The organism is Kribbella sp. WER1 (assembly GCF_054189145.1).
The window spans coordinates 5,542,820-5,569,597 of the sequence record NZ_CM135186.1; the positions used below are offsets into that span (position 1 = coordinate 5,542,820).

Below are 26,778 nucleotides of genomic sequence, written 5' to 3' on the forward strand. Positions count from 1 at the left end.
CATGACCACGCTGACCCCGGTCCTGTCCGACAACTGGGACCAGATCAACGCCTGGCAGCTGGCGTCGTACCAGCGCACCGGCGGGTACGACGCCCTCCGCAAGGCGCTCGCGATGCAGCCGGCCGATGTCGTCGCCACGGTCAAGGACTCCGGTCTGCGCGGCCGCGGCGGCGCGGGCTTCCCGACCGGGATGAAGTGGTCCTTCATCCCGCAGGACAACCCGAAGCCGAAGTACCTGGTGGTGAACGCGGACGAGTCCGAGCCGGGCACCTGCAAGGACATCCCGCTGATGATGGCCTCGCCGCACACGCTGGTCGAGGGCGTCATCATCGCGTCCTACGCGATCCGTGCCTCGGCCGCGTTCATCTACGTCCGCGGTGAGGTGCTGCACGTGATCCGCCGGCTGCAGCAGGCGGTCCAGGAGGCCAAGGACGCCGGCTACATCGGCCAGAACATCCTCGGCAGCGGCTACGACCTGGACGTCATCGTGCACGCCGGGGCCGGCGCCTACATCTGCGGCGAGGAGACGGCGCTGCTGGACTCGCTGGAAGGACGTCGCGGTCAACCTCGGCTGCGTCCTCCCTTCCCGGCCGTCGCCGGTCTGTACGGGTGCCCCACTGTCATCAACAACGTCGAGTCGATCGCATCCGTTCCCGTGATCATCAAGAACGGCGCGGACTGGTTCGGTTCGATGGGCACCGAGAAGTCCAAGGGCATGACGCTGTACTCGCTGTCCGGGCACGTCACCCGCCCCGGCCAGTACGAGGCGCCGCTCGGCATCACGCTGCGCGAACTGCTCGACATGGCCGGCGGGGTCCGCGAGGGCCACCAGCTGAAGTTCTGGACGCCGGGTGGTTCGTCGACGCCGCTGCTGACCGCGGAGCACCTCGACGTACCGCTGGACTACGAGGGCGTCGGCGCGGTCGGCTCGATGCTCGGTACCAAGGCGCTGCAGATCTTCGACGAGACCACCTGCGTGGTGCGCGCCGTACTGCGCTGGACCGAGTTCTACAAGCACGAGTCCTGCGGCAAGTGCACCCCGTGCCGCGAGGGCACCTGGTGGCTGGTGCAGATCCTCGAGCGGCTGGAGGCGGGCAAGGGGTCCGAGGAGGACCTGGAAACCCTGCTCGACCTGTCCGAGAACATCCTCGGCCGTTCGTTCTGCGCGCTCGGTGACGGTGCGACCAGCCCGATCACCAGCTCGATCCAGCACTTCAAGGACGAGTACCTGGCGCACTTCGAGCACGGCGGCTGCCCGCTCGACCCGATGGCAAGCACTGTCTTCGCGACCGCTGGAGCTAGCGCATGACGATCCAAGCGAACCCACCGGCCGGTGCCGAGGTGGAGCGGACCGATCTGGTCACCGTCACCATCGACGACATCGAGGTCAAGGTTCCGAAGAACAGCCTGGCGATCCGGGCCGCCGAGCAGATCGGCATCCAGATCCCGCGGTTCTGCGACCACCCGCTGCTGGACCCGGTCGGCGCCTGCCGGCAGTGTCTGGTCGAGGTCACCGACGCCGGCAACGGCCGTGGAATGCCGAAGCCGCAGGCGTCCTGCACGCTGACCGTCGCCGACGGCATGGTGATCCGTACCCAGTTGAGCTCGCCGGTGGCCGACAAGGCCCAGCACGGGAACATGGAGTTCCTGCTCATCAACCACCCGCTCGACTGCCCGGTCTGCGACAAGGGCGGCGAGTGCCCGCTGCAGAACCAGGCGATGAGCAACGGCGCCGGCGAGTCCCGGTTCCACACCAGCCACGGCGTGAAGCGGACCTACCCGAAGCCGATCAACATCTCGGCCGAGGTGCTGCTGGACCGCGAGCGCTGCATCCTCTGCGCGCGCTGCACCCGGTTCTCCGAGCAGATCGCCGGTGACCCGTTCATCGCGCTGATCGAGCGCGGAGCGCTGCAGCAGGTCGGGATCTACGAGAAGGAGCCCTTCGAGAGCTACTTCTCCGGCAACACCATCCAGATCTGCCCGGTCGGTGCGCTGACGAGTGCGGCGTACCGCTTCCGCTCCCGGCCGTTCGACCTGGTGTCGGTGCCGTCGGTGGCCGAGCACGACTCCTCCGGTGCGGCGATCCGGGTCGACTACCGGCGCGGCAAGGTGATGCGCCGGCTGTCCGGCGACGACCCGCAGGTCAACGAGGAGTGGATCTCCGACAAGGACCGGTTCGCGTTCCAGTACGCGACCACCGGTGACCGGCTGACGCACCCGCTGATCCGCGAGGACGGCGCGCTGCGGCCGGCGTCCTGGCCGGAGGCGCTGTCGTTCGCGGCGGCCAAGCTCAAGGACGCGCGCGGCAACGCGGCGGTGCTGACCGGGGGCCGGCTGACGGTCGAGGACGCCTACGCGTACTCGAAGTTCGCCCGGGTCGCGCTGGGCACCAACGACATCGACTTCCGGGCCCGCCCGCACTCCGCGGAGGAGGCCGACTTCCTGGCCGCCGCGGTGGCCGGCACCGGCCTCGGGACGACGTTCGCGGACCTGGAGAAGGCCGGCACGGTGCTGTTCGCCGGGTTCGAGCCGGAAGAGGAGGCGCCGTCGGTGTTCCTGCGCGTCCGTAAGGGCGTGAAGACGCACGGCACCAAGGTGTTCACGCTCGCGGCGTACGCGTCCCGCGGTGTGGAGAAGCTGGACGGCGTCGTCGTACCGGCGTCGCCGGGCACCGAGGCCGCCGTACTCGCGGATCTCGGCAACGCCGGCGAGGCCGGGGCCGCTGCCCGGGCCGCGCTCGGTGCGGACTCGGTCATCGTCGTCGGCGAGCGGCTGGCGAGCGCCCCCGGTGGGTACTCGGCGGCGCTCCGGCTGGCGCTCGACACCGGTGCGCAGCTGACCTGGATCCCGCGGCGTGCGGGTGACCGGGCCGCGCTCGAGGCCGGCTGCCTGCCGGGCCTGCTGCCCGGTGGCCGGCTGGTCGCCGATCCGCAGGCGCGGGTCGACATGCAGGCCGCCTGGGGCGTCGAGCACCTGCCCGCCGAGAACGGCAAGGACCTGACCGCGATCCTCGCGAATGCAGGCTCGCTGCAGGCGCTGGTCGTCGCGGGTGTCGAGATCGACGACCTGCCGGACCCGGCCGCGGCCCTCGCCGCGCTCGAGGCCGCGCCGTTCGTGGTCAGCTTCGAGGTCCGCAACTCGCAGGTCACCGAGTACGCCGACGTGGTGTTCCCGGTCGTCCCGCCGGTGGAGAAGTCCGGCACCTTCGTGAACTGGGAGGGCCGGGAGCGGCCGTTCCCGGTGGTCTTGAAGGTGCCGACCGCGATGCCGGACACCCGGGCGCTGGCCGCGCTGGCCCAGGAGATGGGGCAGCACCTCGGCTTCAGCACCCCCGAGGGCGCGAAGCAGGAGTTCGACCAGCTCGGCCGCTGGGACGGCGAGCGCGCCCAGGAGCCGGCGTACCAGCCCGGCCCGGCGCTCGGTGCGTTCGACTCCACCCGGCTCGCGACCTGGCGGATGCTGATCGACGACAGCCGCGCCTGCGACGGCGAGCAGCACCTGACCGCGACCGCGCGGACGCCGGTCGCCCGGATCTCGCTCACCACCGCGCACCGGATCGGTGTCGCCGACGGGGACGAGCTGGCGGTGAGCACCGACGCCGGCAGCATCCGGCTGCCGGTGGTGATCACCCCGATGACCGACAACGTGGTCTGGCTGCCGACGAACTCGGCCGACTCCCACGTCCGCCGTTCATTGCACGCTGACCATGGCTCGATCGTGACGATCGCCGGAGGGAACGCATGAACATCCCGCTCGCGGTACCTGACGCGGGGGTCGGGCACGACCCGTGGTGGGTCATCCTGATCAAGGTCCTCTTCATCTTCGTCTTCCTCGTCGTGCTGACGCTGTTCAACATCTGGTGGGAACGCCGGGTCGTTGCACGGATGCAGCACCGGATCGGCCCGAACGTGCACGGACCCGCGGGTCTGCTGCAGTCGCTGGCCGACGGCGTCAAGCTGATGCTGAAGGAAGACCTGATGCCCAAGGGCGTCGACAAGGTGGTCTTCATCCTGGCGCCGGCCATCGTCGCCATCCCGGCCTTCCTCACCTTCGCGGTGATCCCGTTCGGGCCGACGGTGCGGATCCCCTGGACCGACACCTACACCCGGCTGCAGCTCACCGACCTGCCGGTCTCGGTGCTGTATGTGATGGCGGTCGCCTCGATCGGCATCTACGGCATCGTGCTCGGCGGCTGGTCGTCGAACTCGACGTACTCGCTGCTCGGCGGTCTGCGCTCCAGCGCCCAGATGATCTCGTACGAGGTCGCGATGGGCCTGGCGCTGGTCACGGTGTTCCTGTTCGCGGGCTCGCTGTCCACCTCGGAGATCGTGGCCGCGCAGGGACACCAGACCGTGCACTGGTTCGGGGCGTCGATCCCGCTGCCCGGGTGGTACGGGTTCCTGCTCTTCCCGTCGTTCGTGATCTACGTGATCTCGATGGTCGGCGAGACGAACCGGGCGCCGTTCGACCTCCCGGAGGCCGAGGGCGAGCTGGTCGCGGGCTTCCTGACCGAGTACTCCTCGATCAAGTACGCGATGTTCTTCCTGGCCGAGTACATCAACATGGCGACCGTGTCGGCGCTGGCCACGACGCTGTTCCTGGGCGGCTGGCGGGCACCGTGGCCGATCTCGCTGTGGGACGGCGCGAACTCCGGCTACTGGCCGGTGCTGTGGTTCATGGGCAAGCTGATGTGCTTCATCTTCTTCTACATCTGGCTGCGCGGAACGCTGCCGCGACTGCGCTACGACCAGTTCATGAAGCTCGGCTGGAAGATCCTGATCCCGGTCTCGCTGGTCTGGATCCTGCTCGTCGCCACCGTGCGTGCGGTCGGCCGGGAGACGAACTTCAGCCGGACCACGCTGCTGGTCGCGGCCGCGATCGTGCTGGTGATCGCGATCGTCAGCATGTTCGTCCCGGCCAAGCCCAAGCCCGAGAAGGCGGAGGTGGCCGACGGCAAGGACTTCGACGCCTTCGCCGGCGGCTTCCCGGTGCCCCCACCGATGGCCGCCACCACTCCCAGCCAGAGCAAGACAGAGTCTTTCAGCAAGGAAGGCAGCCGTGGCTAGTGTCAAAGAGTCCCTCTGGGACCCGGTAGCCGGTTTCGGCGTCACCTTCCGGACGATGTTCCGGAAGGTGTTCACCGAGCAGTACCCGTTCGAGAAGAAGCCGACCGCCCCCCGGTTCCACGGCCGGCACCAGCTGAACCGCTGGCCGGACGGGCTGGAGAAGTGCATCGGCTGTGAGCTGTGCGCGTGGGCCTGCCCCGCGGACGCGATCTACGTCGAGGGCGCCTCGAACACCGAGGGCGACCGGTTCTCGCCGGGCGAGCGGTACGGCCGGGTGTACCAGATCAACTACCTGCGCTGCATCCTCTGCGGGCTGTGCATCGAGGCGTGCCCGACCCGGGCGCTCACGATGACCAACGAGTACGAGCTGGCCGACACCAGCCGCGCGTCCCTCATCTACGAGAAGAAGGACCTGCTGGCGCCGCTGCTCCCGGGCATGCAGGAGCCGCCGCACGAGATGCAGCTCGGCACGACCGAGAAGGACTACTACCTCGGTCTCACCGGCGCGGCGTCGAACGCTCAGGGAAATCAAGCACAGGGGAGTGACGCGAAGTGATCGGCCTCGTCACCGGCCCGCAGGTCGCGTTCTGGCTGCTGGCCCCGGTCATGATCCTGGCCGCGATCGGCATGGTGCTGGTCCGCAAGGCGGTGCACTCGGCGCTGCTGCTGGCGACCGTGATGATCTGCCTCGCGGTGCAGTACGCCGCGCAGGACGCACCGTTCCTGTTCGCCGTACAGATCATCGTCTACACCGGCGCGATCCTGATGCTGTTCCTGTTCGTGCTGATGCTGGTCGGTGTCGACGCGTCCGACTCGCTGGTCGAGACCATCCGCGGTCAGCGGCTGCTGGCCGGGATCGCGTTCCTGGGCTTCGGCATCCTGCTGGTGGCCGCGGTCGGCAACGCGATCTACGGGCACCCGACCGGCCTCGCCGACGCGCAGCCGGACGGTAACCCGAAGGGCATCGCGCAGCTGCTGTTCGGCAAGTACGTGTTCGCCTTCGAGGTCACCTCGGCGCTGCTGATCACCGCGGCGATGGGCGCCATGATGCTGGCGCACCGCGAGCGGCTGACCAAGAAGAAGACGCAGCGCGACCACGCCGAGGAGCGGATCCGCAAGTACGCCGAGCAGGGCATCCACCCCGGCCCGCTGCCGACCCCCGGCGTGCTGGCCCGGCACAACGCCGTCGACACCCCGGCCCTGCTGCCGGACGGGTCGATCGCACCGACCTCGGTTTCGCGTGTGCTCCAGGCACGTGGCACCGTGTTCCCCGAAGCCGAGGAGCGCGCGGACGTCGACGAGGTCCGCGAGCTGACGAACGACGGCGAGTACCCGGTCGAGGAGGACGACAAGTGACTACCGAGCCGTACATCGTGCTCGCGGCGATCCTGTTCAGTATCGGCGCGCTGGGCGTGCTGGTCCGCCGGAACGCGATCGTCGTCTTCATGTGCGTCGAGCTGATGCTGAACGCGACCAACCTCGCGTTCGTCAGCTTCGCCCGCCAGCACGGCAACCTCGACGGTCAGATCGCCGCCTTCTTCGTGATGGTGGTGGCCGCGGCCGAGGTGGTTATCGGGCTGGCCATCATCATGGCCATCTTCCGCACCCGTCGTTCGGCCTCGGTCGACGACGCCAACCTGCTCAAGTACTGAGGTAGCAACCGATGAGTCATGAGCTGACGTGGCTGCTGGTCGCGGTACCGGCACTGTCCGCGGCGATCCTGTTGCTCGGTGGCAAGGCCACCAACGCATGGGGTCACCTGCTGGGCACGCTGGCGCCGGTGATCTCCTTCGCCTTCGGCGTCGTCCTGTTCTTCCAGATGCAGGGCAAGGCCGACGGCGAGCGGTCCGCAACGGTCCGGCTGTTCGAGTGGTTCTCGGTCGGCCACATCAAGGTCGACTTCACGCTGCTGATCGACCCGCTCTCGATCCTGTTCGTGCTGCTGATCACCGGTGTGGGTTCGCTGATCCACATCTACTCGATCGGCTACATGGAGCACGACGAGCGGCGGCGCCGGTTCTTCGGGTACCTGAACCTGTTCATCGCCTCGATGCTGCTGCTGGTGCTGGCCGCCGACTACCTGCTGGTCTTCGTCGGCTGGGAAGGCGTCGGCCTGGCGTCGTACCTGCTGATCGGCTTCTGGCAGCACAAGAACTCGGCGGCGGTCGCGGCGAAGAAGGCGTTCGTGGTGAACCGGGTCGGTGACATCGGCCTCTCGCTCGCGGTGATGAGCATGTGGGCGCTGTTCGGCTCGTCGGCCTTCTCCTCGGTGAACGCCGGTGCCGAGCACCTGTCGAAGACCTGGGCCACGCTGCTCGGCCTGATGCTGCTGCTGGCCGCCTGCGGGAAGTCCGCGCAGGTGCCGCTGCAGTCCTGGCTGCTGGACGCGATGGAAGGCCCGACCCCGGTGTCGGCGCTGATCCACGCGGCGACCATGGTCACCGCGGGCGTCTACCTGGTGGTCCGCTCGCACGCGATCTTCGAGCAGTCCCAGGCGGCCGCCACCGCGGTGGTGATCGTCGGTACGGTCACCGCGCTCGCCGGTGCGATCATCGGTTGCGCCAAGGACGACATCAAGAAGGCGCTGGCCGGTTCGACGATGAGCCAGATCGGCTACATGATGCTCGCCGCGGGCCTCGGCCCGGCGGGGTACGTGTTCGCGATCTTCCACCTGCTCACGCACGGCTTCTTCAAGGCGAACATGTTCCTCGGCGCCGGTTCGGTCATGCACGGCATGAACGACGACGTGAACATGCGGCACTACGGCGCGCTGCGGTCGGCGATGAAGGTCACCTTCGTGACCTTCGGCTTCGGCTACCTGGCGATCCTCGGCATCCCGCCGTTCGCCGGCTTCTTCAGCAAGGACAAGATCATCGAGGCGGCGTTCGCGCACAACCTCGTGATCGGTCTGTGCGCGCTGCTCGGCGCCGGCATCACCGCGTTCTACATGACGCGGGTGATGATGATGACGTTCTTCGGCAAGAAGCGCTGGGACGACGACGTGCACCCGCACGAGTCGCCGAAGGTGATGACGTGGCCGCTGATCATCCTGGCGGCGCTGTCGCTGGGCGGCGGTGCGCTGTACTTCGTCGGCGACTGGATCGTGAAGTGGCTGACCCCGGTGGTCGGGCACGAGGAGGAGCACGCTCCGCTGAACGCGGTCGTGATGACGATCATCACCCTCGCGGTGGTTGCCGTCGGCATCGCGATCTCGGTGGTCATGTACCGCCGGGACATCCCGCGCGAGGCCCCGGCCGGCTCGCCGGTCACCACGCTCGCGCGGCGTGACCTGTACGGCGACGCGCTCAACGAGGCGCTCTTCATGCGGCCCGGTCAGTACCTGACCCGGACGCTGGTCTGGCTCGACAACCGGGGCGTCGACGGCCTCGTGAACGGGCTGGCCGCACTGTTCGGCGGACTGTCCGGCCGGCTCCGCCGGTTCCAGACGGGCTTCGTCCGCTCGTACGCACTCAGCATGGTCTTCGGCGCCGCATTCGTGGTCGTCGCCCTCCTCGCGGTGAGGTTGTCGTGAACATCGGTTGGCTGACCCTGTTACTGCTCCTGCCGTTCGTCGGGGCCATCGCGACGATGCTCGTGCCGAAGGCGAAGGCGCTGACGGCCAAGCAGGTCGCGCTCGGGTTCTCGCTCGTGACGCTGGTACTGACCGTGATCGTCGCGATCGGGTACCACCGCAACGGTGCCGCGGACTACGCCGAGACACACACCTGGATCAAGGCGTTCGGCGCGCACTACGCGCTCGGCCTCGACGGTCTGGGCATCGTGATGGTGGTGCTGACCGCGCTGCTCTCGCCGATCGTGATCATCGCGTCCTGGAACGACGCGTCGCACGGCCGCTGGTCGGAGAAGTCCTTCTTCGCCTGGATCCTCGGCCTGGAGGCGCTGTCGATCGGGGTCTTCTCCGCGACCGACGTGTTCCTCTTCTACGTGCTGTTCGAGGCCACGCTGATCCCGATGTACTTCCTGATCGGCGGCTTCGGCGGGCCGCAGCGTTCGTACGCCGCGGTGAAGTTCCTGCTCTACTCGCTGCTCGGCGGTCTGCTGATGCTGGCCTCGGTCGTCGGTCTGTACGTCGTCTCGGCCAAGCACGGGCAGCCGTCGTACCTGCTGGCCGACATGGTCAAGCTGGACATGAGCCAGAACACCGAGCGCTGGCTGTTCCTCGGATTCTTCTTCGCGTTCGCGGTGAAGGCGCCGATGGTGCCGTTCCACACCTGGCTGCCGGACGCGGCCGGTGAGGCCACGCCGGGTACGTCGGTGCTGCTGGTCGGCATCCTGGACAAGATCGGCACCTTCGGGATGATCCGGTTCTGCCTGGGCCTGTTCCCGAACGCGTCCCAGTGGGCCACCCCGGTGGTGCTGGTACTGGCGCTGATCTCGGTGCTGTACGGTGCGCTGCTGGCGATCGGGCAGACCGACATCAAGCGGCTGATCGCGTACACGTCGATCTCGCACTTCGGGTTCATCGTGATGGGCATCTTCGCGCTGACGTCGCAGGGCCTGACCGGGTCGACGCTGTACATGTTCAACCACGGTCTCTCCACGGCGGCGCTGTTCCTGGTCGCCGGGTACCTGATCTCCCGGCGCGGATCCGCTCGGATCGCCGACTACGGCGGGGTCGAGAAGGTCGCGCCGGTACTGGCCGGGACGTTCCTGTTCGCCGGCCTGTCCAGCCTGGCGCTGCCCGGTCTGTCGCCGTTCATCTCCGAGTTCATGGTGCTGGCCGGGACGTTCAGCCGGCACAAGGTGATCGCGGTGATCGCGGTGCTCGGGATCGTGCTGGCCGCGCTGTACATCCTGCTGATGTACCAACGCACGATGACCGGCCCGGTCCGGGACGGCATCGAGAAGCTGAAGGACCTGAACCCGCGTGAGGTGCTGGCCATCGCACCGCTCGTGATCCTGATCATCGGCCTCGGCATCTTCCCGAAGCCGATCGTCGACATCATCAAGCCCGCGGTCGACTCGACCATGCAGCGGGTGGGCGTGACCGACAAGGCACCGCAGATCCCCGTGACGGAGGGACAGAAGTGACCGCGATGTTGCTGCCGCTGGCGGACTTCACCAAGCCCAGCATCGAGTACGGCGAACTGGCTCCGCTGTTCGTCGTCTTCGGTGCGGCGGCCGTCGGCGTCCTGGTCGAGGCGTTCGCGCCGCGGCCGTTGCGGCACCTGGTGCAGCTGGCGATCACGGTGGTCGCCGTGGTCGCGGCCGGCGTACTGACCGGCTTCGAGATGCACGCCGGCAAGGAGCTGATCGCGGCCCAGGGCGCGATCGCGATCGACGGGCCGGCGCTGTTCACCTGGATCATCCTGCTCGCGCTGACGCTGATCAGCGTGCTGCTGTTCGCCGAGCGCTCGATCGACGGCGGTCTGTCCGCGTTCGCCGGCCAGGCGGCCGCGGTGCCGGGCTCGGACGCCGAGCGGGAGGGTACGGCGGCTCGCATCGAGCACACCGAGATCTTCCCGCTGACGCTGTTCGCGGTCGGCGGCATGATGCTGTTCGCGGCGTCGAACGACCTGCTGATCCTGTTCGTCGCGCTCGAGGTCTTCTCGCTGCCGCTGTACCTGCTCTGCGGGCTGGCGCGCCGTCGCCGGCTGATCTCGCAGGAAGCCGCGATGAAGTACTTCCTGCTCGGTGCGTTCTCGTCGGCGTTCCTGCTGTTCGGGATCGCGCTGCTCTACGGGTATGCCGGCACCATGTCGCTCGGCGGCATCGCCGACGCGCTCGGCACCCAGACCGGCGGCGACACGATCCTGCTGGCCGGTACCGGTCTGCTCGGTGTCGGCATGCTGTTCAAGGTCGGAGCCGTACCGTTCCACTCCTGGACACCGGACGTGTACCAGGGTGCCCCGACGCCGGTCACCGGCTTCATGGCGGCCTGCACCAAGATCGCCGCGTTCGTCGGCCTGATGCGGGTCTTCTACGTCGCGCTCGGCGGTTCGCGCTGGGACTGGGCGCCGATGATGTGGATCATCGCGATCCTCACCATGGTGGTCGGTTCGATCGTCGCGATCACCCAGACCGACGTGAAGCGGATGCTCGCGTACTCGTCGATCGCGCACGCGGGCTTCCTGCTGACCGCGTTCGTCGGCCTCGCGCAGGCGGGCAACGGCGTCCACAACGGGATCACCTCGACCCAGGCGGTGCTGTTCTACCTGGTGTCGTACGGCTTCCCGACGATCGGCGCGTTCGCGGTCGTCACGCTGGTCCGGGACGCGGGCGGCGAGGCGACGCATCTGTCCCGCTGGGCCGGCCTGGGCAAGAAGTCCCCGCTGCTGGCCGGGATCTTCGCGTTCTTCCTGCTGTCCTTCGCCGGCATCCCGCTGACCGCGGGCTTCACCGGCAAGTGGGCGGTCTTCAGCGCGGCCTGGACCGGTGGCGCCTGGCCGCTGGTCGTCGTCGCCGTACTGTCCAGCCTGGTCGCGGCGTTCTTCTACATCCGCGTGATCGTGCTGATGTTCTTCTCCGACCTGCCGGCCGACGCGCCGGACGTGGCGCTGCCGGGCTGGCAGACCACGTCGGCGGTGGCGCTGGGTCTCGCCGCCACGGTGGTGCTCGGTCTGGTTCCCGGACCGGTGCTCGACCTGGCGGCCCGAGCTGGTGAGTTCATCCGTTGAGTCCGAAGCCGCTGCCGGCCGAGAGCCTGGGACTCGAGTTCGCCGATGCCGGCCTCGAGTCCCGGGTTCGCGCTGGGCTGGAGGCCGTCGAGCAGGTGCTGCGGGACTCCACCCAGTCCGAAGCGCCGTTCGTCACCGCCGCCGCCCAGAACGTCATGTTCGTCGGCGGCAAGCGGTTCCGGCCGCTGCTGGTGCTGATGGGGGCCGAGTTCGGCCCGGAGCCGTCGGTCCCTGAGGTGGTGAAGGCCGCGGCGGTCGTCGAGCTGACGCACGTCGCGACCCTGCACCACGACGACGTGATGGACGAGGCGGCGCTGCGCCGCGGTTCGGCGACGGCGAACGCCCGCTGGGACAACTCGATCGCGATCCTGTCCGGCGACTGGCTGTTCGCCCGCGCCTCCGACCTGGTCGCGGACCTCGGACCGGAAGCGGTCCGGATCCAGGCCCGGACCTTCGGCCGGCTGGTCGAGGGGCAGATCCGGGAGACGCTCGGGGTCGGCGAGGGCCAGGACCCGCTCAAGCACTACCTGTCGGTGATCTCCGACAAGACCGGCTCGCTGTTCGCGACGTCGGTGCTGTTCGGCGCCCGGTTCGCCGGCGCCTCGGTGGAGATCCAGGAGGCGCTGCAGACCTTCGCCGAGGAGATCGGCATGGCCTTCCAGCTCGCCGACGACATCCTCGACATCGCCTCGGAGTCCGACCAGTCCGGCAAGACCCCCGGCACCGACCTGCGCGAGGGCGTCCCGACCCTCCCGGTGCTGATCTTCCGCGCCCAGGCCGACCCGGCGAACCCGACCGACGCTCGCCTGCTGGAGCTGCTCGACTCGGACCTGTCCGACGACGCCCGCCTCGCGGAAACCCTCGACCTGCTCCGCGCGCACCCGTCCTTCCGCCAAGCCGAGGACGACGTCCGCCGCCGAGCCGCCGACGCCCGCAAACTCCTCACCACCCTCCCCGAAGGCCCCGCCCGAGACGCCCTCGACGCCCTCTGCGACCTGGTGGTCACCCGCTCCGTCTGACCCGCGTAAGACAACTGTTCCAAAGTGATGGCTGGCTGACCTGGGGAGTGTTGTACCCCCGAATCGGCCAGAAATACTCCCCAACCCCCCTCCGTCGAGTCGTGAGGAAAGGCGCCAGAAATCAGCTCGAGTCCACGACTCGACAAGGGAGTGCCGAGGTCTGGGCGGTACGGCGACTGTGTGCGATGCTGTGCCGACTATGGGTAAGGCTTTGGATCGGGCTGGGCCGGCGGTGGGGTTGCTGGCGCAGCGGGTGCTGGGGCGGTTGCCGGCGTTGACGGACGAGTTGGTGGGGACCATCTACGCGCAGAATCCGGCGTACCTGGAGTTGGGCTCGGTGCCGCGGCAGGATCTGTGGCGGTCGTGTCACGACAATGTGGCGCGGGTCGTGCAGATGATTGCCGGTGGCGACGACCGGTTCGACGCGGCGCAGGCGACGGGGCGGCGGCGGGCCGAGCAGCGGATGCCGTTGGACGACGTACTGAAGTCGTTCCGGCTCGGTGGGCGGCTGGTGTGGGAGGCGTTGATCGACGAGGCCCGCGCGCAGGGGACGGCCGAGTCGGAGGTGCTGCTGGACGTGGCCGGGAAGGTCTGGGAGGTCGTCGACCGTACGTCGTCCCAGGTCGCCACCGCGTACCACGCCACCGAGCGGTACCTGGTCCGCGCCGACGAGCAACGCCGCTCCACCCTCTGGGAAGGCCTGCTGCAAGGCCGGGCGAACCGCGCGTTCGTGCAGGACGCGGCCAGTGTCCTCGACATCCCGGTGAACGGCCCGTACGTCGTGGTCGCGATCGACAACCTGGTCGACGACGACTGTACGACGACATCGTTCGCGCGCCGGCTCGCCGGAGTACGGGTGCCGTCCGCGTGGCAGGTGCGCCCGCAGACCGTCGTCGGGTTGCTTGCCCTGGGCACCGAATCCGCAGATGCGGTACTGCGGTTGCTGCGCCGACTCGTAGATGCGCCTGCCGGATTGTCCGGCGTGGTCGCAGGTCTGGCGGAAGTGGATGTCGCGTACCGGCAGGCGATGCTCGCCCGGCGGACCCTGACGCCGGGTCAGATCGGCGTCGCGGCCTTACCCGAAAGGCTTCCCGAGGCGTTGCTGCTCAGCGCTCCGGAGTTAGCCGACCAGCTGATCCGGTCCTGGCTGATGCCGTTGACAACGACGTCCGCCCCGGAACGTGAACTGTTGCTGGACACCTTGGACAAGTGGGTGCTGGCGGCAGGCTCGGTCCGGCGGACGGCGGAGCTTGCGCACTGTCACCGGAACACGGTGCTCAATCGCCTGCATCGGGTCGAGCAGATCACCGGGCGTGACATCACCGAGGACGGCTACCAGTTGGAGCTCGGCCTTGCGTTGAAGGCTTTCCGGCTCTTCCCTGCGTGACCGAACGGCCTGTCTGTGCGTTGTGCACAGTGAAGGCGCAGCAAACCTGGGCATTGCGGCCATCCCGCAGCCTCCCCGCCGGTGCCAGACTGCGTTCCCAGCATTGCTCGAGCACGGAGGTCCCCCATGGCCGAACACCGCCGATCGTTGGACGCACCAAGCGAGGAGGCGGGTGGCGGCGGTCTGCTGGGGCGTCGGCGTGTCCTCGGGTACCTGATCGCCGCGCCGACGCTCGCGGTCGGGGTGAGTTGGCTCGTCAACGATTCCGATCCGCGGCGGGCCGACGCCGCCGTACCGTCGTTGCCGCAGCCGGCGGACGTGTTCGATCTCGGTGACCTGCAGAACCTGGCCGCCGCGCCGACGTCCGGGCTGATCACGGTCGAGATGCGTGCCGACGGTACGGCGCACTTCGCGGTGCCGCGGGCCGAGGTCGGGCAGGGCATCACGACCGCGTTCGCGATGATCGTCGCCGAGGAGCTGGACCTGCCGGTCGAGAAGGTCGAGATCAGCCTGGCCGACGCCCGTCCCGAGCTGCTGATGAACCAGCTGACCGGCGGCTCGAACTCGATGCGCAGCATGTTCGTCCCGGTCCGTACGGCGGCCGCGATCACCCGTCAGCGCCTGCTGGAAGTGGCCGCGCTGCAGTGGAACGTCGCGGTCGACAAGGTGACCGCGGCCGCCGGAGTACTGACCGGGCCGAACGGTCTGACGGTGACGTACGGCGCGCTCGCCAAAGCGGCCGCTGTCACGAAGACCGTCAAGGTGACCGCCCAGCTGAAGTCCAAGGCCGACTTCAAGGTGCTCGGCAAGCCGCACAACCGGGTCGACGCGCACGACATCGTCACCGGCCGCAAGCAGTTCGCGATGGACATGCACGTCCCGGGCGCGAAGCCGACGATGGTGGCCCGGCCGCCGACGATCAACGGCACGCTCCGCCGGGTGAACAACCTGAAGGCGCTGCGGGCACTGCCGGGTGTCACCGATGTCGTTGGTATCGCCCACGGTGTGGCGGTCCGCGCGGACACGTTCGGGCAGTGCATCGACGCGATCCAGAAGGTGGACGCGACCTGGGGCCCGGGCACCGTCGACGACGAGTCCGACGCGACCGTACTGCGGAAGCTCCGGGCCGCGCAGCTGCCGATGGCGGTGCCACCGTTGGTGGCGCAGACGATCGACGCGGAGTTCGTGTTCGCGTTCGCGAGCAACAGCCCGCTGGAGCCGGACTGCGCGATCGCCGATGTCCGCCCGGACGGCGCCGAGATCTGGGCCAGCCTGAAGGTGCCGATCGTCGCCCAGGAGGACATCGCGAAGCAGCTCGGGCTGCCGATCGACGCGGTGAAGGTGCATGTCGTGCAGGGCGGCGGCTCGTTCGGCCGGCACCTGTTCCACGACGTCGCGGCCGAGGCGGCGGAGATCTCGCAGAAGATGGGCAAGCCGGTGAAGCTGTCCTGGTCGCGGACCGACAACTTCCGGCAGGGCCGCACGCATCCGATGAGTACGTCGCGGGTCCGGGTGAACTACCTGGCCGGGAACGTGCTCAGCTACGAGCAGCGGCACACCAGCGTGCAGACGGACTTCGGCCATGGCCTCGGCGAGATGCTCACGGCGTACGCCGCTGACCTGCCGATCGCGGGCAACCTGTCGTTCGCGGAGTCGATCTTCGAGCTCACCCAGTCCTCGCCGTACAACTTCGGTGTCACGACGCAGCTGCTGAACGAGGTGCCGCTGAAGTTCAACACCGGCAGTATGCGCAACATCTACTCGCCGAACGTGGTCTGCGCCGAGGAGCTGATGGTCGACCAGCTGGCCGCGAAGCTCGGGCAGGACCCGGTCCGGTTCCGCCGCAACTTCCTCAAGGACCAGCGGCTGCTCGCGGTACTGAACAAGGCGGCCGAGGTCGGCAACTGGGGCAAGACGATGCCGAAGGGGACGGCGCAGGGCGTCGGCGTGCACTCTGAGTACCGGGCCGCGGTCGCGACGCTGGTCGAGATCGACTGCCGCCCGGAGACGGTGAACCGGCCGCTGCCGGGCGAGGGTGTGACCGGGCCGCGGGTGACGAAGGCGGTGATCGTCGTCGACCCCGGGTTCTGCATCAACCCGAAGGGCCTGGAGGCGCAGATGTTCGGCGGCCTGCAGGATGCGATCGCGCTGGCGCTGACGTCCAGCCTGCACATCAAGGACGGCATCCCGCTCGAGGGCAGCTGGGACAACTACTTCTACACCCGGGAGTGGAACTCGCCGCTCGACGTCCAGGTGGTGATCATGCCGAACACCAGCGACAGCCCGAGCGGTGCCGGCGAGCTGTCGGTGGCGCCGGCCTTCGCCGCGGTCGCCTGCGCGTACGCCCGCGCGACCGGCACACTGCCGACGTACTTCCCGATCAACCACGGCAAGCTCGGGTTCGAGCCGCTGCCGGTCCAGCCGTCCACCCCGCAGTCGCCGACCGACGGCCTCGACCACACGTTCTGAGGAACCCATGCCAACTCACACCTTCAAGCTCAACGGCCAGCAGATCAGCGTCGACGCCGAGGACTCCGTGCGGTTGCTGTGGGTGCTGCGCGACCTGCTCGGGGTCACCGGACCGAAGTACGGCTGCGCGCTGAACGTCTGCAAGTCCTGCACGTCGCACATCAACGGCAAGGCGTTCAACCCGTGCTCGGTGCCGGTGAAGGACATCGCGCCGACCGACGAGATCACCACGATCGAGGGGCTGCCGGACACGGTCGGCAAGGACCTGCACCCGATGCAGGAGGCCTGGCTGGAGTACGACGTGGCGCAGTGCGGGTACTGCCAGCCCGGGCAGATCATGGCGGCGGTCGCGAAGGTGAAGCAGGCCCGCGCCGAGGGCCGCGAGATCACCGACGCGGACCTGGACGAGCTGCGCAACATCTGCCGCTGCGGGACGTACACGCGGATCCGCGAAGCGGTGAAGGCCGGAGCGGAGCACATGGGTGCGTGACGTCCTCGCGTCCGTCCGCGCGTGGTCCCCGTCCGGCGAACGGTTCGCGCTGGCGACGGTGATCGACACGTTCCGGTCGGCGCCGCGCCAGCCCGGGGCGACGATGGCGGTGTCCGCGGACGGCACGGTCGTGGGCAGTGTGTCGGGCGGCTGCGTCGAGGGCGACGTGTACGCCGTGGCGCAGGAGGTCATCCGCACCGGGGTGCCGGTGGTCCGCCGGTACGGGATCTCCGACGACGACGTGTTCGCGGTCGGGCTGACCTGCGGCGGGGTGCTCGACGTACTGGTGGAGCCGGTGGATCGGGTGTCGTTCGCGGAGTTCGACGCGGTCGCGGAGGCGGTCGCGACGGGTCTGCCCGTGGCGGTGGCAACGGTCGTCACACCGCGCGTTGGCCGACGGATGATCGTCCGTCCGACGACGACCTCCGGCAGCCTCGGTGATCCGGGGCTGGATGCTGCGGTGGTTGCCGACGCGTTGGGGATGCTCGGCAACGGGTCCAGCGGGATGCGTGCGTACGGCGCGCGCGGCGAGTGCGACCGGGCCGAGGTCGCGGTGTTCGTGCAGGGGCTGGCGCCGCCGCCGCGGATGTTCGTGTTCGGGGCGATCGACTTCGCGGCGGCGGTCGCGCGGGTCGGGAAGTTCCTCGGGTACCGCGTGACCGTGTGCGACGCGCGGGCCGTGTTCGCGACCCGGGCGCGGTTCCCGGAGGCGGACGAGGTGGTGGTCGACTGGCCGCACCGGTTCCTGGCCGGCGTACTGGACACGGTCGACAGCCGGACGGCGTTGTGCGTGCTGACCCATGACCCGAAGTTCGACGTACCGCTGCTGGAGCTGGCGTTGCGGACGGACGCCGGATACATCGGCGCGATGGGGTCGCGGCGTACCCACGAGGACCGGTGGGCGCGGTTGCGGGCCGCCGGGGTGAGCGAGGCCGAGCTCACGCGGCTGTCGTCGCCGACCGGGCTGGACCTCGGCGCGCGGACGCCCGAGGAGACCGCGATCTCGATCGCCGCGGAGATCATCGCGAGCCGCAGCGCCGCGAGCGCTCGCCCGTTGTCGACGACCACGGGCCGGATCCACGGCGGGGTGCTCAGTGAGGTGTCAGTGCTTTAGGGCGCGGCGGCAGGTGGACCTCGACGTACCCACCGTCGGGCCGTCGGAGGATCCGGCCGGTCTCGGCGCCGTGTTCGGCGACGTCGAGGTCGGTCTGCTGCAGTCCGAGGCAGATCCGGCGGGTCAGGAACAAGGCCGCGGGCGGGCCGACGATGAGCAGCACCTGGAACGCGTGCAGCAACAGGTTCATCGACAGGTGGAACTGAACGGCGATCGTGTCCGCGCCGGCGGCCGCCCACAGTACGCCGTAGAACGTCATCCCGGCGACGCCGATGCCGGTCCGGATCGGGTTGTCACGCGGCCGTTCGAGCCCGTGATGCTCCTTGCGGTCGCCGGTCAGCCGCTCCTCGATGAACGGCCAGCCCGCGACGAGCCCGAGGAACAGCGTGCACACCGCGACCGGCAGCAGCACCGCGAGCGTGATCGTCTTGCCCCACACCACGACCTCCCACCCCGGCGCGAGTCGCAGCGAACCGTCCAGGAACGCGAGGTACCACGCAGGTCCTACGCCGGCCGAGACCGCCGCGGGATCGGCCGGGCCGTACAGCCAGACCGGGTTGATCGTCGCGGTCGCGCCCATCACGATCGCGACCCCGGCGACGAACGCGAACAGCCCCGCGCCCTGCACCGCGCCGACCTTCGCCGTCTTCGTTCGCCCGTTGGCGAAGCGCGCAGGCTGTTGCCTCAGCGCGAGGATCGCGCCCGCGCCGAACAGCAGCAGGATCAGGACAGGCAGTACGACGACGTGCAACGGGTAGAACCGCGAGATCACGTCACCGGGGAACTCGCCGCCGAACAGCACGTACGACAAGGCCGATCCGACGAACGGCGTCGCCTGCAGTACGCCGTCCAGTACGGCGAGGCTCGTACCGGACGCGAGGTCGTCCGGCAGCGACGTACCGGTCAGGGACGCGCCCAGCGTGAGGACCAGCAGGCCGAAGACGATCAGCCAGTTCAGCCGGCGCGGGCGGCGGAAGCCGGACGTGAAGAACAGCCGCAACAGGTGCAGCGTGATCGCGGCCGTCATCAGCAACGTCGACCAGTGGTGGATCTGCCGCACCAGCAGGCCGCCGCGGACGTCGAACGACAAGTGGAGCGTGGAGTCCAGCGCTCGCGACATCGGCAGGCCGCGCAGCGGGGCGTACGTCCCGTCGTACACGACCTGGCTCACGGAAGGCTCGTAGTACACCGTCAGCACCACGCCGCTGACGACGAGCATGAGGAAGCTGTAGAAGGCGATCTGGCCGAACAGCAACGACCAGTGGTCCGGAAACACTCGCGCTCGAAGGTTGCTCCAAGGACGCCTCATACCCTTACGACACCGAAGCGCCGGCGAGTGTGACGCGTCGTGGCGCACCTCACGTCTGGCCGTTTCCGGCCGGAGTACGGACAGTGGTGGACGGTCGACGGCGAGTGGAACTTCCGGCGGTTAAGGTCGTCCGATGACCGAACGCAGCTTGGCCGGTGGCCGGTACGTCCTCGGCGATCGGCCACTCGGCGCCGGCGGCATGGGGACGGTCTGGAAGGCGTTCGACACCGTCCTGCACCGCGAGGTCGCGGTCAAGGAACTGCGGATCCCCGCCGGGCTGAACGCTGCCGAGCAGGACAAGCTGCGACTGCGGGCGCTGCGCGAGGCGCGGGCCGCCGCCGGGCTCGACCATCCGGCGATCGTGACGATCCACGACGTCGTCGACGAGGGCGGCCGGCCGTGGATCGTGATGCAGTTGCTGCCCGGGCGTTCGCTCGACCAGGTGGTGCAGGCGAACGGCCCGCTCAGCCCGCGGCGGGCGGCCGAGCTCGGCGTCCGGTTGCTCGAGGCGTTGAGCGCCGCGCATGCGAACGGCGTACTGCATCGCGACGTGAAGCCGCAGAACGTGATGCTCGGCGGCGACGACCGCTGGATGCTGACCGACTTCGGCATCGCGTCGGTGGCCGGCGCGACGCGGACGCTGACCGGGACCGGGATCGTCACCGGCACCCTCGGGTACGTCGCACCGGAACGGCTGTCCGGTGGTGAACCCGGAGCGCCGGCGGATCTGTGGGCGCTCGGCGCGACGCTGTACTTCGCCGTCGAGGGCCGGAACGCGTACGACCACGACGACCTGCCCGCGATGATCGCCGCCGTCCTCACCCGCGACCCCGCCCCGATGCGCCTCGCCGGGCCGCTCGCGCCGATCATCCACGGTCTGCTGCAACGCAACCCGGCCGACCGCCTGACCGCGGCGGCTGCCCGCGAACAGCTGCTGGCGATCGCCGGCGGTTACCCGACGTTCGAGACACCCACTCAGAAGATCAGCACAGACACGAAGGTCCTGCAGCCCGAAACACTGGCCCCGGCTCCGGCACTGACGGCGGCGAACTGGCTGGCGGCCGTGCTCACCGGGACCGTCGTCACGCTGCTCCTACTGTTCGCCGCGTCGTTGCCGGGCGGGATGCCGTACTGGATCGGTGGGGTGATGGCGGTTGCCACCGTCCTCGGTCTGCTGGTGGGCCGGCCGTTCGCGGGCCGGCTCGACCGCCTCCTCGGTACGCCGGCTGCGCTGACCGCGACCGCCGTACTCATCGGTGAGACGACTGCGGGCGGCGCCGTCGTTCTGGAAGTCGACCGCCCGCTGCCGGCCGCGATCCTGTGCGCGATCGCGCTGTTCTTCTCCGGGACCGCACACCGGCTTGCGACCGCGCTGCTGTATCGCGTCGCGCCTGCGCACGATCCGGCCCGGCTCCGGAAGACCCGGCGCCGCAACGGCATCATCGCGGCGGTGCTCGGCTGCGTGTTCGTGGTGGCCTGTGTCGGGCTCAGCATCGTCCTCCACCTGCGCGGCATCGCCCTGCAGTTCACGTTGGTCGCCCTCGGCGGGGCGCTCGCGCTCACGGCGCTGGCCGCCCTCCCGACGCTCCGCCGTACCCAGCTGCCGCGGGCGCCACGGGCCGGTGCGATCGCGACCGTCGTCGTACTGCTGATCGTGCCGGGCTTCGTCGCCGCCCGCGCCGCGGTCTTCGCCGCGCAGGCCGTCAACGACTTCAAGGTCGTCCCCGACATCTGCACGGCGACCGCGCTGTCGCAGCAGAACGTCGCCGCGATCCTGCCCGACCCGCCGGACCTCGACAAGAGCACGTACAGCGACTCGACCGACTGCACGTGGTCGCGCGACGACGACGACAACGAGCTCTCGGTCACCGTACGCCGCTACGCCGACCAGCGCCGCGCCGCCCGCGGGATCAACGAAGTGAGCGATGCGGACGGCAGCGCCCCGGTCGACGTGGCCGACGGCGGCGTCCAGTCCTCGGACACGTACTCGTCGACCGCGGAGGCCACCGTCCTGGTACGCATCGACAACCTCGTCCTGCAACTCGAACTCACCCGCTCCGCCGACTCCGGCGAACCGGACGCCCAGCAGCTGATCACCCTCGCGGAGAACCTCCTACCAGACATCCGCGCCGCCCGCTGAGGCGCTGCCCGAAGGGGCACGGTCTGTCGTATCAGGCCTGGTTGCGGCCCTGTCGGCGCCAAGAATGGGTCAGGTGCATCGGAACAGAATGCGGTTGACCTGCAGACTCTCGCTCCTCGGTGGAGTGCTCGCGGCCGTCCTGGCCGGGTGCGCCACCAGCGGCACCGCCACCCCGGCCTCGTCCCCGTCCTCGTCCGCGGACTCCCCGTCCCCGAGCCCCACCCCGACCGGCCCGCTCGTCGCTCCCGCCGGGTACGTCGCCGTACTGAAGAGCGAGGCGTCCGACCTGGCGACCACCAACGTCTCGGGCCGGCAGAACGTCGTCATGGGGCCGTTCTTCCGGCACGAGGTCGGGGCCGTCGGCGTCGTCAGTGCGATCTCGGCGGAGCAGGCCCGGGCGGACGGGCTGCCGCAAGCCGTCAAGGCCGCCGACGGCCAGGAGCTCGTCGTCACCGTGTTCAGCGGCTCGACCTCGTTCACCGTGCCCACGGTGAACGGCGGCACGGCCGCCGGTGGCGCCCCAGTCCACGAACAGGAACCGGTCGAGTCGGTCGTCGTCGACGGTCACGCGCGACCGGTCAAGACGCCTCTCGAAGACGGCGAGGCACTCGTCGTGAGTGTGCCGAAGGGGCATCGCGCGTTCCTGCACCTGACTCAGGCCGGCGTGACCCAGTCGGTCGACCTGCGCACCGGGCAGCGGATCGCCGACGCGTCGACGCCGTACTACCCGAACAAGGACCTGTCCTACGGGAAGTACCCCGAGTACTGGGACGGCAAGGCGCCGCTGCTCGGTGTGCGTACGTCGCTGACCAACGTCGACGCGACGATGAGCCCGTTCTCCCCGACGGGTACCTGGGCGGCCAAGGGGAAGGCCTGGGTGTACCTGTCGCTCCGGGCGATGTCGGTCTGCTCCACCAACGCCCCGGACTGCCGCGTGACGATGGCGCGGCACGACATCGCGCTCGTCCTGCCGAACGGCGACAGGGTCTATCCGACGGCCGGCGACGCGTTCATGACGTCGGTGGGGTTGAGCGACATCGACCCGGACGGAAAGAAGGGGCTCGGAAGCTTCGGATTCCAGGTGCCGGCCTCGCTGCGTACTGCGACGCTGGCGGTCACCTTCGGGCACAAGGTGTCGGTCGTGAAGGGCTCGAAGAGCCTGTCGTTGACGATGAGCACGCCGCCCGGGCCGACCCGGATCAAGCTCACACTCTAGACCGCGGACGCGGTGAGGGCGGCGCGTTCGAGGGCGAGGGTGCGGCGGCGGGTGTGCATGCTGTCGAAGGTGAACAGCGCGAGCGCGACCCAGACCAGACCGAAGCCGGCCCAGCGCATCGTGGTCATCTTCTCGTGGAAGATCACCAGGCCGCAGATGAACTGCATGATCGGCGCGATGTAGTTCAGCAGGCCGAGCGTGGTCATCGAGACGCGGGTCGCCGCGGCGCCGAAGAGCAGCAGCGGTACGGCGGTGATCGGGCCGGTCAGCAGCACCAGGACGAGGTACGCCGTGCCGTGGTGCGTGACCGTACTGTCGCCCTGCAGGCCGAGGACCAGGATCGCGATCGCCGCGAGTGGTGCGACGGTGCCGGATTCGATCGCCATGCCCTCGATCGCGCCGGCGCCGGCCTGCTTCTTCGCCAGGCCGTAGAACCCGAACGAGAAGGTCAGGATGATCGCCACCCACGGCGGGCGGCCGTTCTCGATCGCCAGCCCGACGACCGCGACGAACGCGATCCCGAGCGCGGTCCACTGCAGCGGGCGGAGCCGTTCCTTCAGCACGAAGACGCCGAGCAGGACGGTGAACAGCGGGGTGATGAAGTACCCGAGCGAGGTCTCGACGACGTGGCCGTGGCCGACGCCCCAGATGTACGTGCCCCAGTTCGCCGAGATCAGGAACGCCGCCGCGATCAGGGGCCAGCGCCGGCGCGGTTCGGCGAGGAGCGCCTTCACCTGCGCGAACTTCCGCAGTACGGCGACCAGGATCACGATCGTGACCACCGACCAGAGGATGCGGTGGGCGAGCAGTTCGATCGCGCCGGAGTGGTCGAGGAGCTTCCAGTACAGCGGGAACAGGCCCCAGATCAGGTACGCGGTGAATCCGTAGGTGAAGCCTTTTCGCTGTTCGGGCACGGCGTTCAGGGTAAGCCCGCGCGACAGTTGCATCCAACTGCTTTGCTCATGACGTGAGACACGCTGGCCCGATGCGGTTGGATAGAGGGGTGCAGACGAGGAGGCGCGCGTGGGTGTGAGGACCGGCCTGGTCTCGGTGACGTTCCGCCAGTTGGCTGTCGACCAGGTGGTCGAGCTCGCGGCGGAGTCCGGGCTCTCGGCGATCGAATGGGGCGGCGACATCCATGTCCCGCTCGGCAATCTGGTGAACGCGAAGCGGGTCCGCAACCTCACCGAGGTGCACGGGCTGCAGGTCGCGGCGTACGGCTCCTACCTGCGGGCGGGCAGCGTGGACCGCGAGGAGATGCGGTCCGCGGTGGCCACCGCCGAGGCGCTCGGCGCACCCCGGATCCGGGTCTGGGCCGGCAACGTCGGTACGGCGGAGGCCGGCGTCGGCGACCGGATGGCGGTGACCCGCGGCCTCGGCGAACTCGCAGACATGGCGGCCGGCGCCGGGATCGAGATCGCGATGGAGTTCCACCGCAACACGCTGACCGACGAGGTCGACTCGACGATCACGCTGCTGCTCGACGTCGGCGCACCGAATCTCACGACGTACTGGCAACCCCCGGTCGACCTGGACGACGCGGAGTGCCTGCAGCAACTGGAGTCGCTGATGCCGTGGCTGAGCACGGTGCACGTGTTCTCCTGGTGGCCGTCCAACAACCGCCTGCCCCTCGCGGCCCGCGAGTCCCTGTGGCGCCCGGTCCTGGACCGGCTGACGGCCGAGCCGCGAGAGATCAACGCCCTCCTGGAGTTCGTCGCCGACGACTCGACCGAACAGTTCACCCGCGACGCCGCCGACCTGCACAGCTGGGTCTAGGGCTGGTACAGGCCGATGACCAGCTTGCCGCCGGTGGGTTTGCCGGCGTTGATGTAGAAGGCGACGGTTTTCGGCTCGGTCTGGGCCTCCTCGGTCGTCCAGCGGAAGGCGCCGGACCGCGGGCCGTCCTGGTGCGCGGCGAGGCCGTCCCAGCGGGTCCACACCGTGGGGCCGACGCCGACGCTGCCGAACGTCCACAGGAACGGCGTACCGACCGGGGTGGTCAGCTGGACCCGCCCCGCGGTCGCCGGCACCACCACCGAGCGGACGAACCGGTACGTGACACCGTCGGACTCCATGACCTTGTCGAAGTCGACACCGTTCTGGGTGATCTGCGGGCCGGCATCGTACACCGCGACCCCGACCCGTGCCCGCGGTGACATCGGGACCGTACGGCCGTCCTTGTCCACCAGCCGCGCGGTCACCGCGACCGGGCGACCGGGCGGAGCGGTGAGCTGCAGGTGCACGGCGCTGTCCTGCTGGGACTGGTCGCCGGAGCCCGGGTAGCAGTTCACGACGGTCCCGTCACCGAGCCGCACCTGCACCCGGTACTCCGTGGCGCGGCCGGGGACCGCGTAGTCCTCCTGCGTGCCGATCACCTGCACGACCACCGAACGGCTCTTCGGGACGAAGCTGGTCGCGACCGTGTCCTGGCCGCGGTTGCCGATCACCGCGCCGAGCCGGGTCTGCGGACCGACCTGGTGGCGGAACCACAGCCCGTCGCGGGCGAAATCGTCCGGCTTCGCCGGTCCGGACGCCTTGCCGCCCGTACCGCCCGACGGGTCAGTGTAGATGCCGACGCCGAGCTGTTGCCGCGCGTCCTGCAACGGCTTGCCGTCCGAACCGTACAGATCCAGCGTGACCTTGGCCGGCTTGCCGATCGGCGCGTCCGCCCACAGCATCGTGTCCGCGGCCAGGCTGTTGACGATCGGATGCCCGAGATCCCTGCAGTAGTTGGTGTTGACGGTGAAACCGTTCACCCGGACCCACACCCGCCCCTCCGCGTCTTGCTTGCAGTAGGCAACGAACTTGACGGCCTTCGACGTCGGCGTCCAGCTGAACTCGACGTGGCTCTCGCCGGTCGTGCCGGTCCAGCCCTTCAGCAGCGGCTGCCCGTCGCTGACACCCGGCAACGTGAAGCCGTTCTGCGTGTACGACGGCGTCCGCGCGGGGTCGGGCCGCGAGGTCGCCAGGACGCCGGGGACGACGGTGACCGCGAGCGCGATCGCGGCGGCGGCCGCACCGGCGGTGGCAACGATCCGGCCCTGCTTGGTACGGCGGATCTTCCGGTGGACGCCGGGCAGCAGGTCGGACTGGCGGCGGTCGGAGTCGGCGGCGCGGGCGTGCAGCTCGTCGCGGAGGTCTTGGAGGTTCATCGCGGGGTCTCCAGGTCTGCCGGCGTACCCAGACGGTGGCCGAGCGCCGGGTCGAGGCGGAGTTTCGCCAGCGCTTTCGCGGTCTGGCTCTTGACGGTGCCGACGCTGCAGCCCATCAGCCGCGCGGTCTCGGCCTCGGTCAGGTCTTCGTAGAAGCGCAGTACGACGACCGCGCGTTGCCGCCGCGGGAGCCGGCCGATGGCGTCCCAGAGGTCCAGGCCGTCCTCGCCGGGTGGCGCCGGGGCGTCCGGGAGGTCCGCGGTCGGGATCTCACCGTTCCAGCGCCGGCGCCACCAGGAGGAGTAGGTGGTGACCAGGATCCGCCGGACGTACGGCTCCGGGTTGTCCTCGCGGATCTTCGCCCAGTGGAACCAGGCCTTCGCCAGCGCGGTCTGCACAAGGTCCTCGGCGAGCGCGTGGTCGCGGGTCAGCAGGTACGCGGTCCGCACCAGCGCCTGCGACCGACCCGCCACGAACGAGTCGAACCCAACTCCCCGCTCCTCGACGGCCACCGCAGCCACCCCCGTATCGGTACTCACATCCAGCAGGACCGCCCAACCACACCAAATGGTTGCCCCACCCATCCAACCAACAGCTGGTTGAGGCAAAGCCGGAACGCTGAGCCAGTTGGTGCGGGCATGGATCAGGTGGTGCGGGATGCCAGCAGCGGTAGGGCTGAGTCAGCTGGTGCGGTCAGCCGAGGGCGGGAGCAGGCCAGGGGCAGATGGTGTGACCGCTGTCGGAGGCGGGTTGGGTCAGGTGGCGTCGGCTGCGGCCG

The 26,778-nt window shown here is 69.3% G+C and carries 21 protein-coding genes; 17 read left to right on the forward strand and 4 right to left on the reverse strand.

What is annotated here, in order from left to right:
• The first annotated feature begins 1 nt into the window (after window position 1).
• The 14 genes from nuoF to ACXJJ3_RS27020 all read left to right on the forward strand — a co-directional run bounded on the left by nuoF (window position 2) and on the right by ACXJJ3_RS27020 (window position 18,183).
• Window positions 2-1,309: an NADH-quinone oxidoreductase subunit NuoF gene (nuoF, locus tag ACXJJ3_RS26955; protein ID WP_458164638.1), complete on the forward strand. Its 1,308-nt coding sequence runs from the start codon at window positions 2-4 to the stop codon at window positions 1,307-1,309.
• Entirely contained in the window at window positions 1,306-3,744 is a 2,439-nt protein-coding gene (locus ACXJJ3_RS26960; RefSeq protein ID WP_458164639.1) for an NADH-quinone oxidoreductase subunit G, read from the forward strand. The genes nuoF and ACXJJ3_RS26960 overlap by 4 nt, the downstream gene beginning before the upstream one ends.
• Window positions 3,741-5,066, forward strand: a complete 1,326-nt coding sequence (nuoH, locus tag ACXJJ3_RS26965) for an NADH-quinone oxidoreductase subunit NuoH (RefSeq protein ID WP_458164640.1) — start codon at window positions 3,741-3,743, stop codon at window positions 5,064-5,066. Before ACXJJ3_RS26960 ends, nuoH begins: the two co-directional genes overlap by 4 nt.
• Window positions 5,059-5,622: an NADH-quinone oxidoreductase subunit NuoI gene (nuoI, locus tag ACXJJ3_RS26970; protein ID WP_458164641.1), complete on the forward strand. Its 564-nt coding sequence runs from the start codon at window positions 5,059-5,061 to the stop codon at window positions 5,620-5,622. Before nuoH ends, nuoI begins: the two co-directional genes overlap by 8 nt.
• Window positions 5,619-6,422: an NADH-quinone oxidoreductase subunit J gene (locus ACXJJ3_RS26975; protein WP_458164642.1), complete on the forward strand. Its 804-nt coding sequence runs from the start codon at window positions 5,619-5,621 to the stop codon at window positions 6,420-6,422. The genes nuoI and ACXJJ3_RS26975 overlap by 4 nt, the downstream gene beginning before the upstream one ends.
• Window positions 6,419-6,718, forward strand: a complete 300-nt coding sequence (gene nuoK, locus ACXJJ3_RS26980; protein ID WP_130384807.1) for an NADH-quinone oxidoreductase subunit NuoK — start codon at window positions 6,419-6,421, stop codon at window positions 6,716-6,718. Before ACXJJ3_RS26975 ends, nuoK begins: the two co-directional genes overlap by 4 nt.
• 11 nt (window positions 6,719-6,729) lie before the next feature.
• Window positions 6,730-8,598, forward strand: coding sequence for an NADH-quinone oxidoreductase subunit L (nuoL, locus tag ACXJJ3_RS26985; RefSeq protein WP_458164643.1), 1,869 nt, complete (start codon window positions 6,730-6,732; stop codon window positions 8,596-8,598).
• Entirely contained in the window at window positions 8,595-10,118 is a 1,524-nt protein-coding gene (locus ACXJJ3_RS26990; RefSeq protein ID WP_458164644.1) for an NADH-quinone oxidoreductase subunit M, read from the forward strand. The genes nuoL and ACXJJ3_RS26990 overlap by 4 nt, the downstream gene beginning before the upstream one ends.
• A 5-nt stretch (window positions 10,119-10,123) precedes the next feature.
• Window positions 10,124-11,704 carry an NADH-quinone oxidoreductase subunit NuoN gene (gene nuoN, locus ACXJJ3_RS26995; RefSeq protein ID WP_458171954.1) on the forward strand — a complete coding sequence of 527 codons (1,581 nt, stop codon included), beginning with the start codon at window positions 10,124-10,126 and terminating at the stop codon, window positions 11,702-11,704.
• A complete protein-coding gene (locus ACXJJ3_RS27000; protein ID WP_458164645.1) occupies window positions 11,701-12,723 on the forward strand; it encodes a polyprenyl synthetase family protein in 1,023 nt (340 codons plus the stop codon). The genes nuoN and ACXJJ3_RS27000 overlap by 4 nt, the downstream gene beginning before the upstream one ends.
• Before the next feature lie 199 nt (window positions 12,724-12,922).
• Window positions 12,923-14,110 carry a PucR family transcriptional regulator gene (locus tag ACXJJ3_RS27005; protein WP_458164646.1) on the forward strand — a complete coding sequence of 396 codons (1,188 nt, stop codon included), beginning with the start codon at window positions 12,923-12,925 and terminating at the stop codon, window positions 14,108-14,110.
• Window positions 14,111-14,236: 126 nt separating this feature from the next.
• A complete protein-coding gene (locus ACXJJ3_RS27010; RefSeq protein WP_458164647.1) occupies window positions 14,237-16,579 on the forward strand; it encodes a molybdopterin cofactor-binding domain-containing protein in 2,343 nt (780 codons plus the stop codon).
• A gap of 7 nt (window positions 16,580-16,586) precedes the next feature.
• Window positions 16,587-17,069 carry a (2Fe-2S)-binding protein gene (locus tag ACXJJ3_RS27015; RefSeq protein WP_458164648.1) on the forward strand — a complete coding sequence of 161 codons (483 nt, stop codon included), beginning with the start codon at window positions 16,587-16,589 and terminating at the stop codon, window positions 17,067-17,069.
• Window positions 17,062-18,183, forward strand: coding sequence for an XdhC family protein (locus ACXJJ3_RS27020; protein ID WP_458164649.1), 1,122 nt, complete (start codon window positions 17,062-17,064; stop codon window positions 18,181-18,183). The genes ACXJJ3_RS27015 and ACXJJ3_RS27020 overlap by 8 nt, the downstream gene beginning before the upstream one ends.
• Here the strand turns inward: ACXJJ3_RS27020 and qcrB are convergent.
• Complete coding sequence (gene qcrB, locus ACXJJ3_RS27025) at window positions 18,161-19,492, reverse strand: cytochrome bc1 complex cytochrome b subunit (protein WP_458164650.1); 1,332 nt, start codon at window positions 19,490-19,492, stop codon at window positions 18,161-18,163. The two genes, ACXJJ3_RS27020 and qcrB, sit on opposite strands and share 23 nt — an antisense overlap.
• Window positions 19,493-19,625: 133 nt before the next feature.
• Here qcrB and ACXJJ3_RS27030 point away from each other — a divergent pair, with 133 nt between their 5' ends.
• Together ACXJJ3_RS27030 and ACXJJ3_RS27035 are read left to right on the forward strand one after the other, a co-directional pair.
• Window positions 19,626-21,632, forward strand: coding sequence for a protein kinase domain-containing protein (locus tag ACXJJ3_RS27030; protein ID WP_458164651.1), 2,007 nt, complete (start codon window positions 19,626-19,628; stop codon window positions 21,630-21,632).
• 73 nt (window positions 21,633-21,705) lie between these two features.
• Window positions 21,706-22,848 carry a hypothetical protein gene (locus ACXJJ3_RS27035; protein ID WP_458164652.1) on the forward strand — a complete coding sequence of 381 codons (1,143 nt, stop codon included), beginning with the start codon at window positions 21,706-21,708 and terminating at the stop codon, window positions 22,846-22,848.
• Here ACXJJ3_RS27035 and rarD read toward each other — a convergent pair.
• Complete coding sequence (rarD, locus tag ACXJJ3_RS27040) at window positions 22,845-23,762, reverse strand: EamA family transporter RarD (RefSeq protein ID WP_458164653.1); 918 nt, start codon at window positions 23,760-23,762, stop codon at window positions 22,845-22,847. The two genes, ACXJJ3_RS27035 and rarD, sit on opposite strands and share 4 nt — an antisense overlap.
• 109 nt (window positions 23,763-23,871) lie before the next feature.
• Here rarD and ACXJJ3_RS27045 point away from each other — a divergent pair, with 109 nt between their 5' ends.
• Entirely contained in the window at window positions 23,872-24,624 is a 753-nt protein-coding gene (locus ACXJJ3_RS27045) for a sugar phosphate isomerase/epimerase family protein (protein ID WP_458164654.1), read from the forward strand.
• On the opposite strand, the gene ACXJJ3_RS27050 is transcribed toward ACXJJ3_RS27045, so the two are convergent.
• The gene (locus ACXJJ3_RS27050; protein WP_458164655.1) at window positions 24,621-26,000 is read right to left on the reverse strand and encodes a hypothetical protein; all 1,380 of its coding nucleotides are present in this window, start codon (window positions 25,998-26,000) and stop codon (window positions 24,621-24,623) included. The genes ACXJJ3_RS27045 and ACXJJ3_RS27050 overlap by 4 nt on opposite strands.
• Entirely contained in the window at window positions 25,997-26,521 is a 525-nt protein-coding gene (locus tag ACXJJ3_RS27055; protein ID WP_458164656.1) for a SigE family RNA polymerase sigma factor, read from the reverse strand. The genes ACXJJ3_RS27050 and ACXJJ3_RS27055 overlap by 4 nt, the downstream gene beginning before the upstream one ends.
• Window positions 26,522-26,778 lie beyond the last annotated feature (257 nt).

Bases quoted from the DNA above. Each gene is read 5' to 3' on its own strand.
- nuoF (WP_458164638.1), top strand. From the start codon at position 2: ATGACCACGCTGACCCCGGTCCTGTCCGACAACTGGGACCAGATCAAC.
- ACXJJ3_RS27030 (WP_458164651.1), top strand. From the start codon at position 19,626: ATGACCGAACGCAGCTTGGCCGGTGGCCGGTACGTCCTCGGCGATCGG.
- nuoN (WP_458171954.1), top strand. From the start codon at position 10,124: ATGTTGCTGCCGCTGGCGGACTTCACCAAGCCCAGCATCGAGTACGGC.
- ACXJJ3_RS27050 (WP_458164655.1), bottom strand. From the start codon at position 26,000: ATGAACCTCCAAGACCTCCGCGACGAGCTGCACGCCCGCGCCGCCGAC.
- nuoH (WP_458164640.1), top strand. From the start codon at position 3,741: ATGAACATCCCGCTCGCGGTACCTGACGCGGGGGTCGGGCACGACCCG.
- qcrB (WP_458164650.1), bottom strand. From the start codon at position 19,492: ATGAGGCGTCCTTGGAGCAACCTTCGAGCGCGAGTGTTTCCGGACCAC.
- ACXJJ3_RS27015 (WP_458164648.1), top strand. From the start codon at position 16,587: ATGCCAACTCACACCTTCAAGCTCAACGGCCAGCAGATCAGCGTCGAC.
- ACXJJ3_RS27005 (WP_458164646.1), top strand. From the start codon at position 12,923: ATGGGTAAGGCTTTGGATCGGGCTGGGCCGGCGGTGGGGTTGCTGGCG.
- ACXJJ3_RS27010 (WP_458164647.1), top strand. From the start codon at position 14,237: ATGGCCGAACACCGCCGATCGTTGGACGCACCAAGCGAGGAGGCGGGT.
- nuoL (WP_458164643.1), top strand. From the start codon at position 6,730: ATGAGTCATGAGCTGACGTGGCTGCTGGTCGCGGTACCGGCACTGTCC.
- ACXJJ3_RS26960 (WP_458164639.1), top strand. From the start codon at position 1,306: ATGACGATCCAAGCGAACCCACCGGCCGGTGCCGAGGTGGAGCGGACC.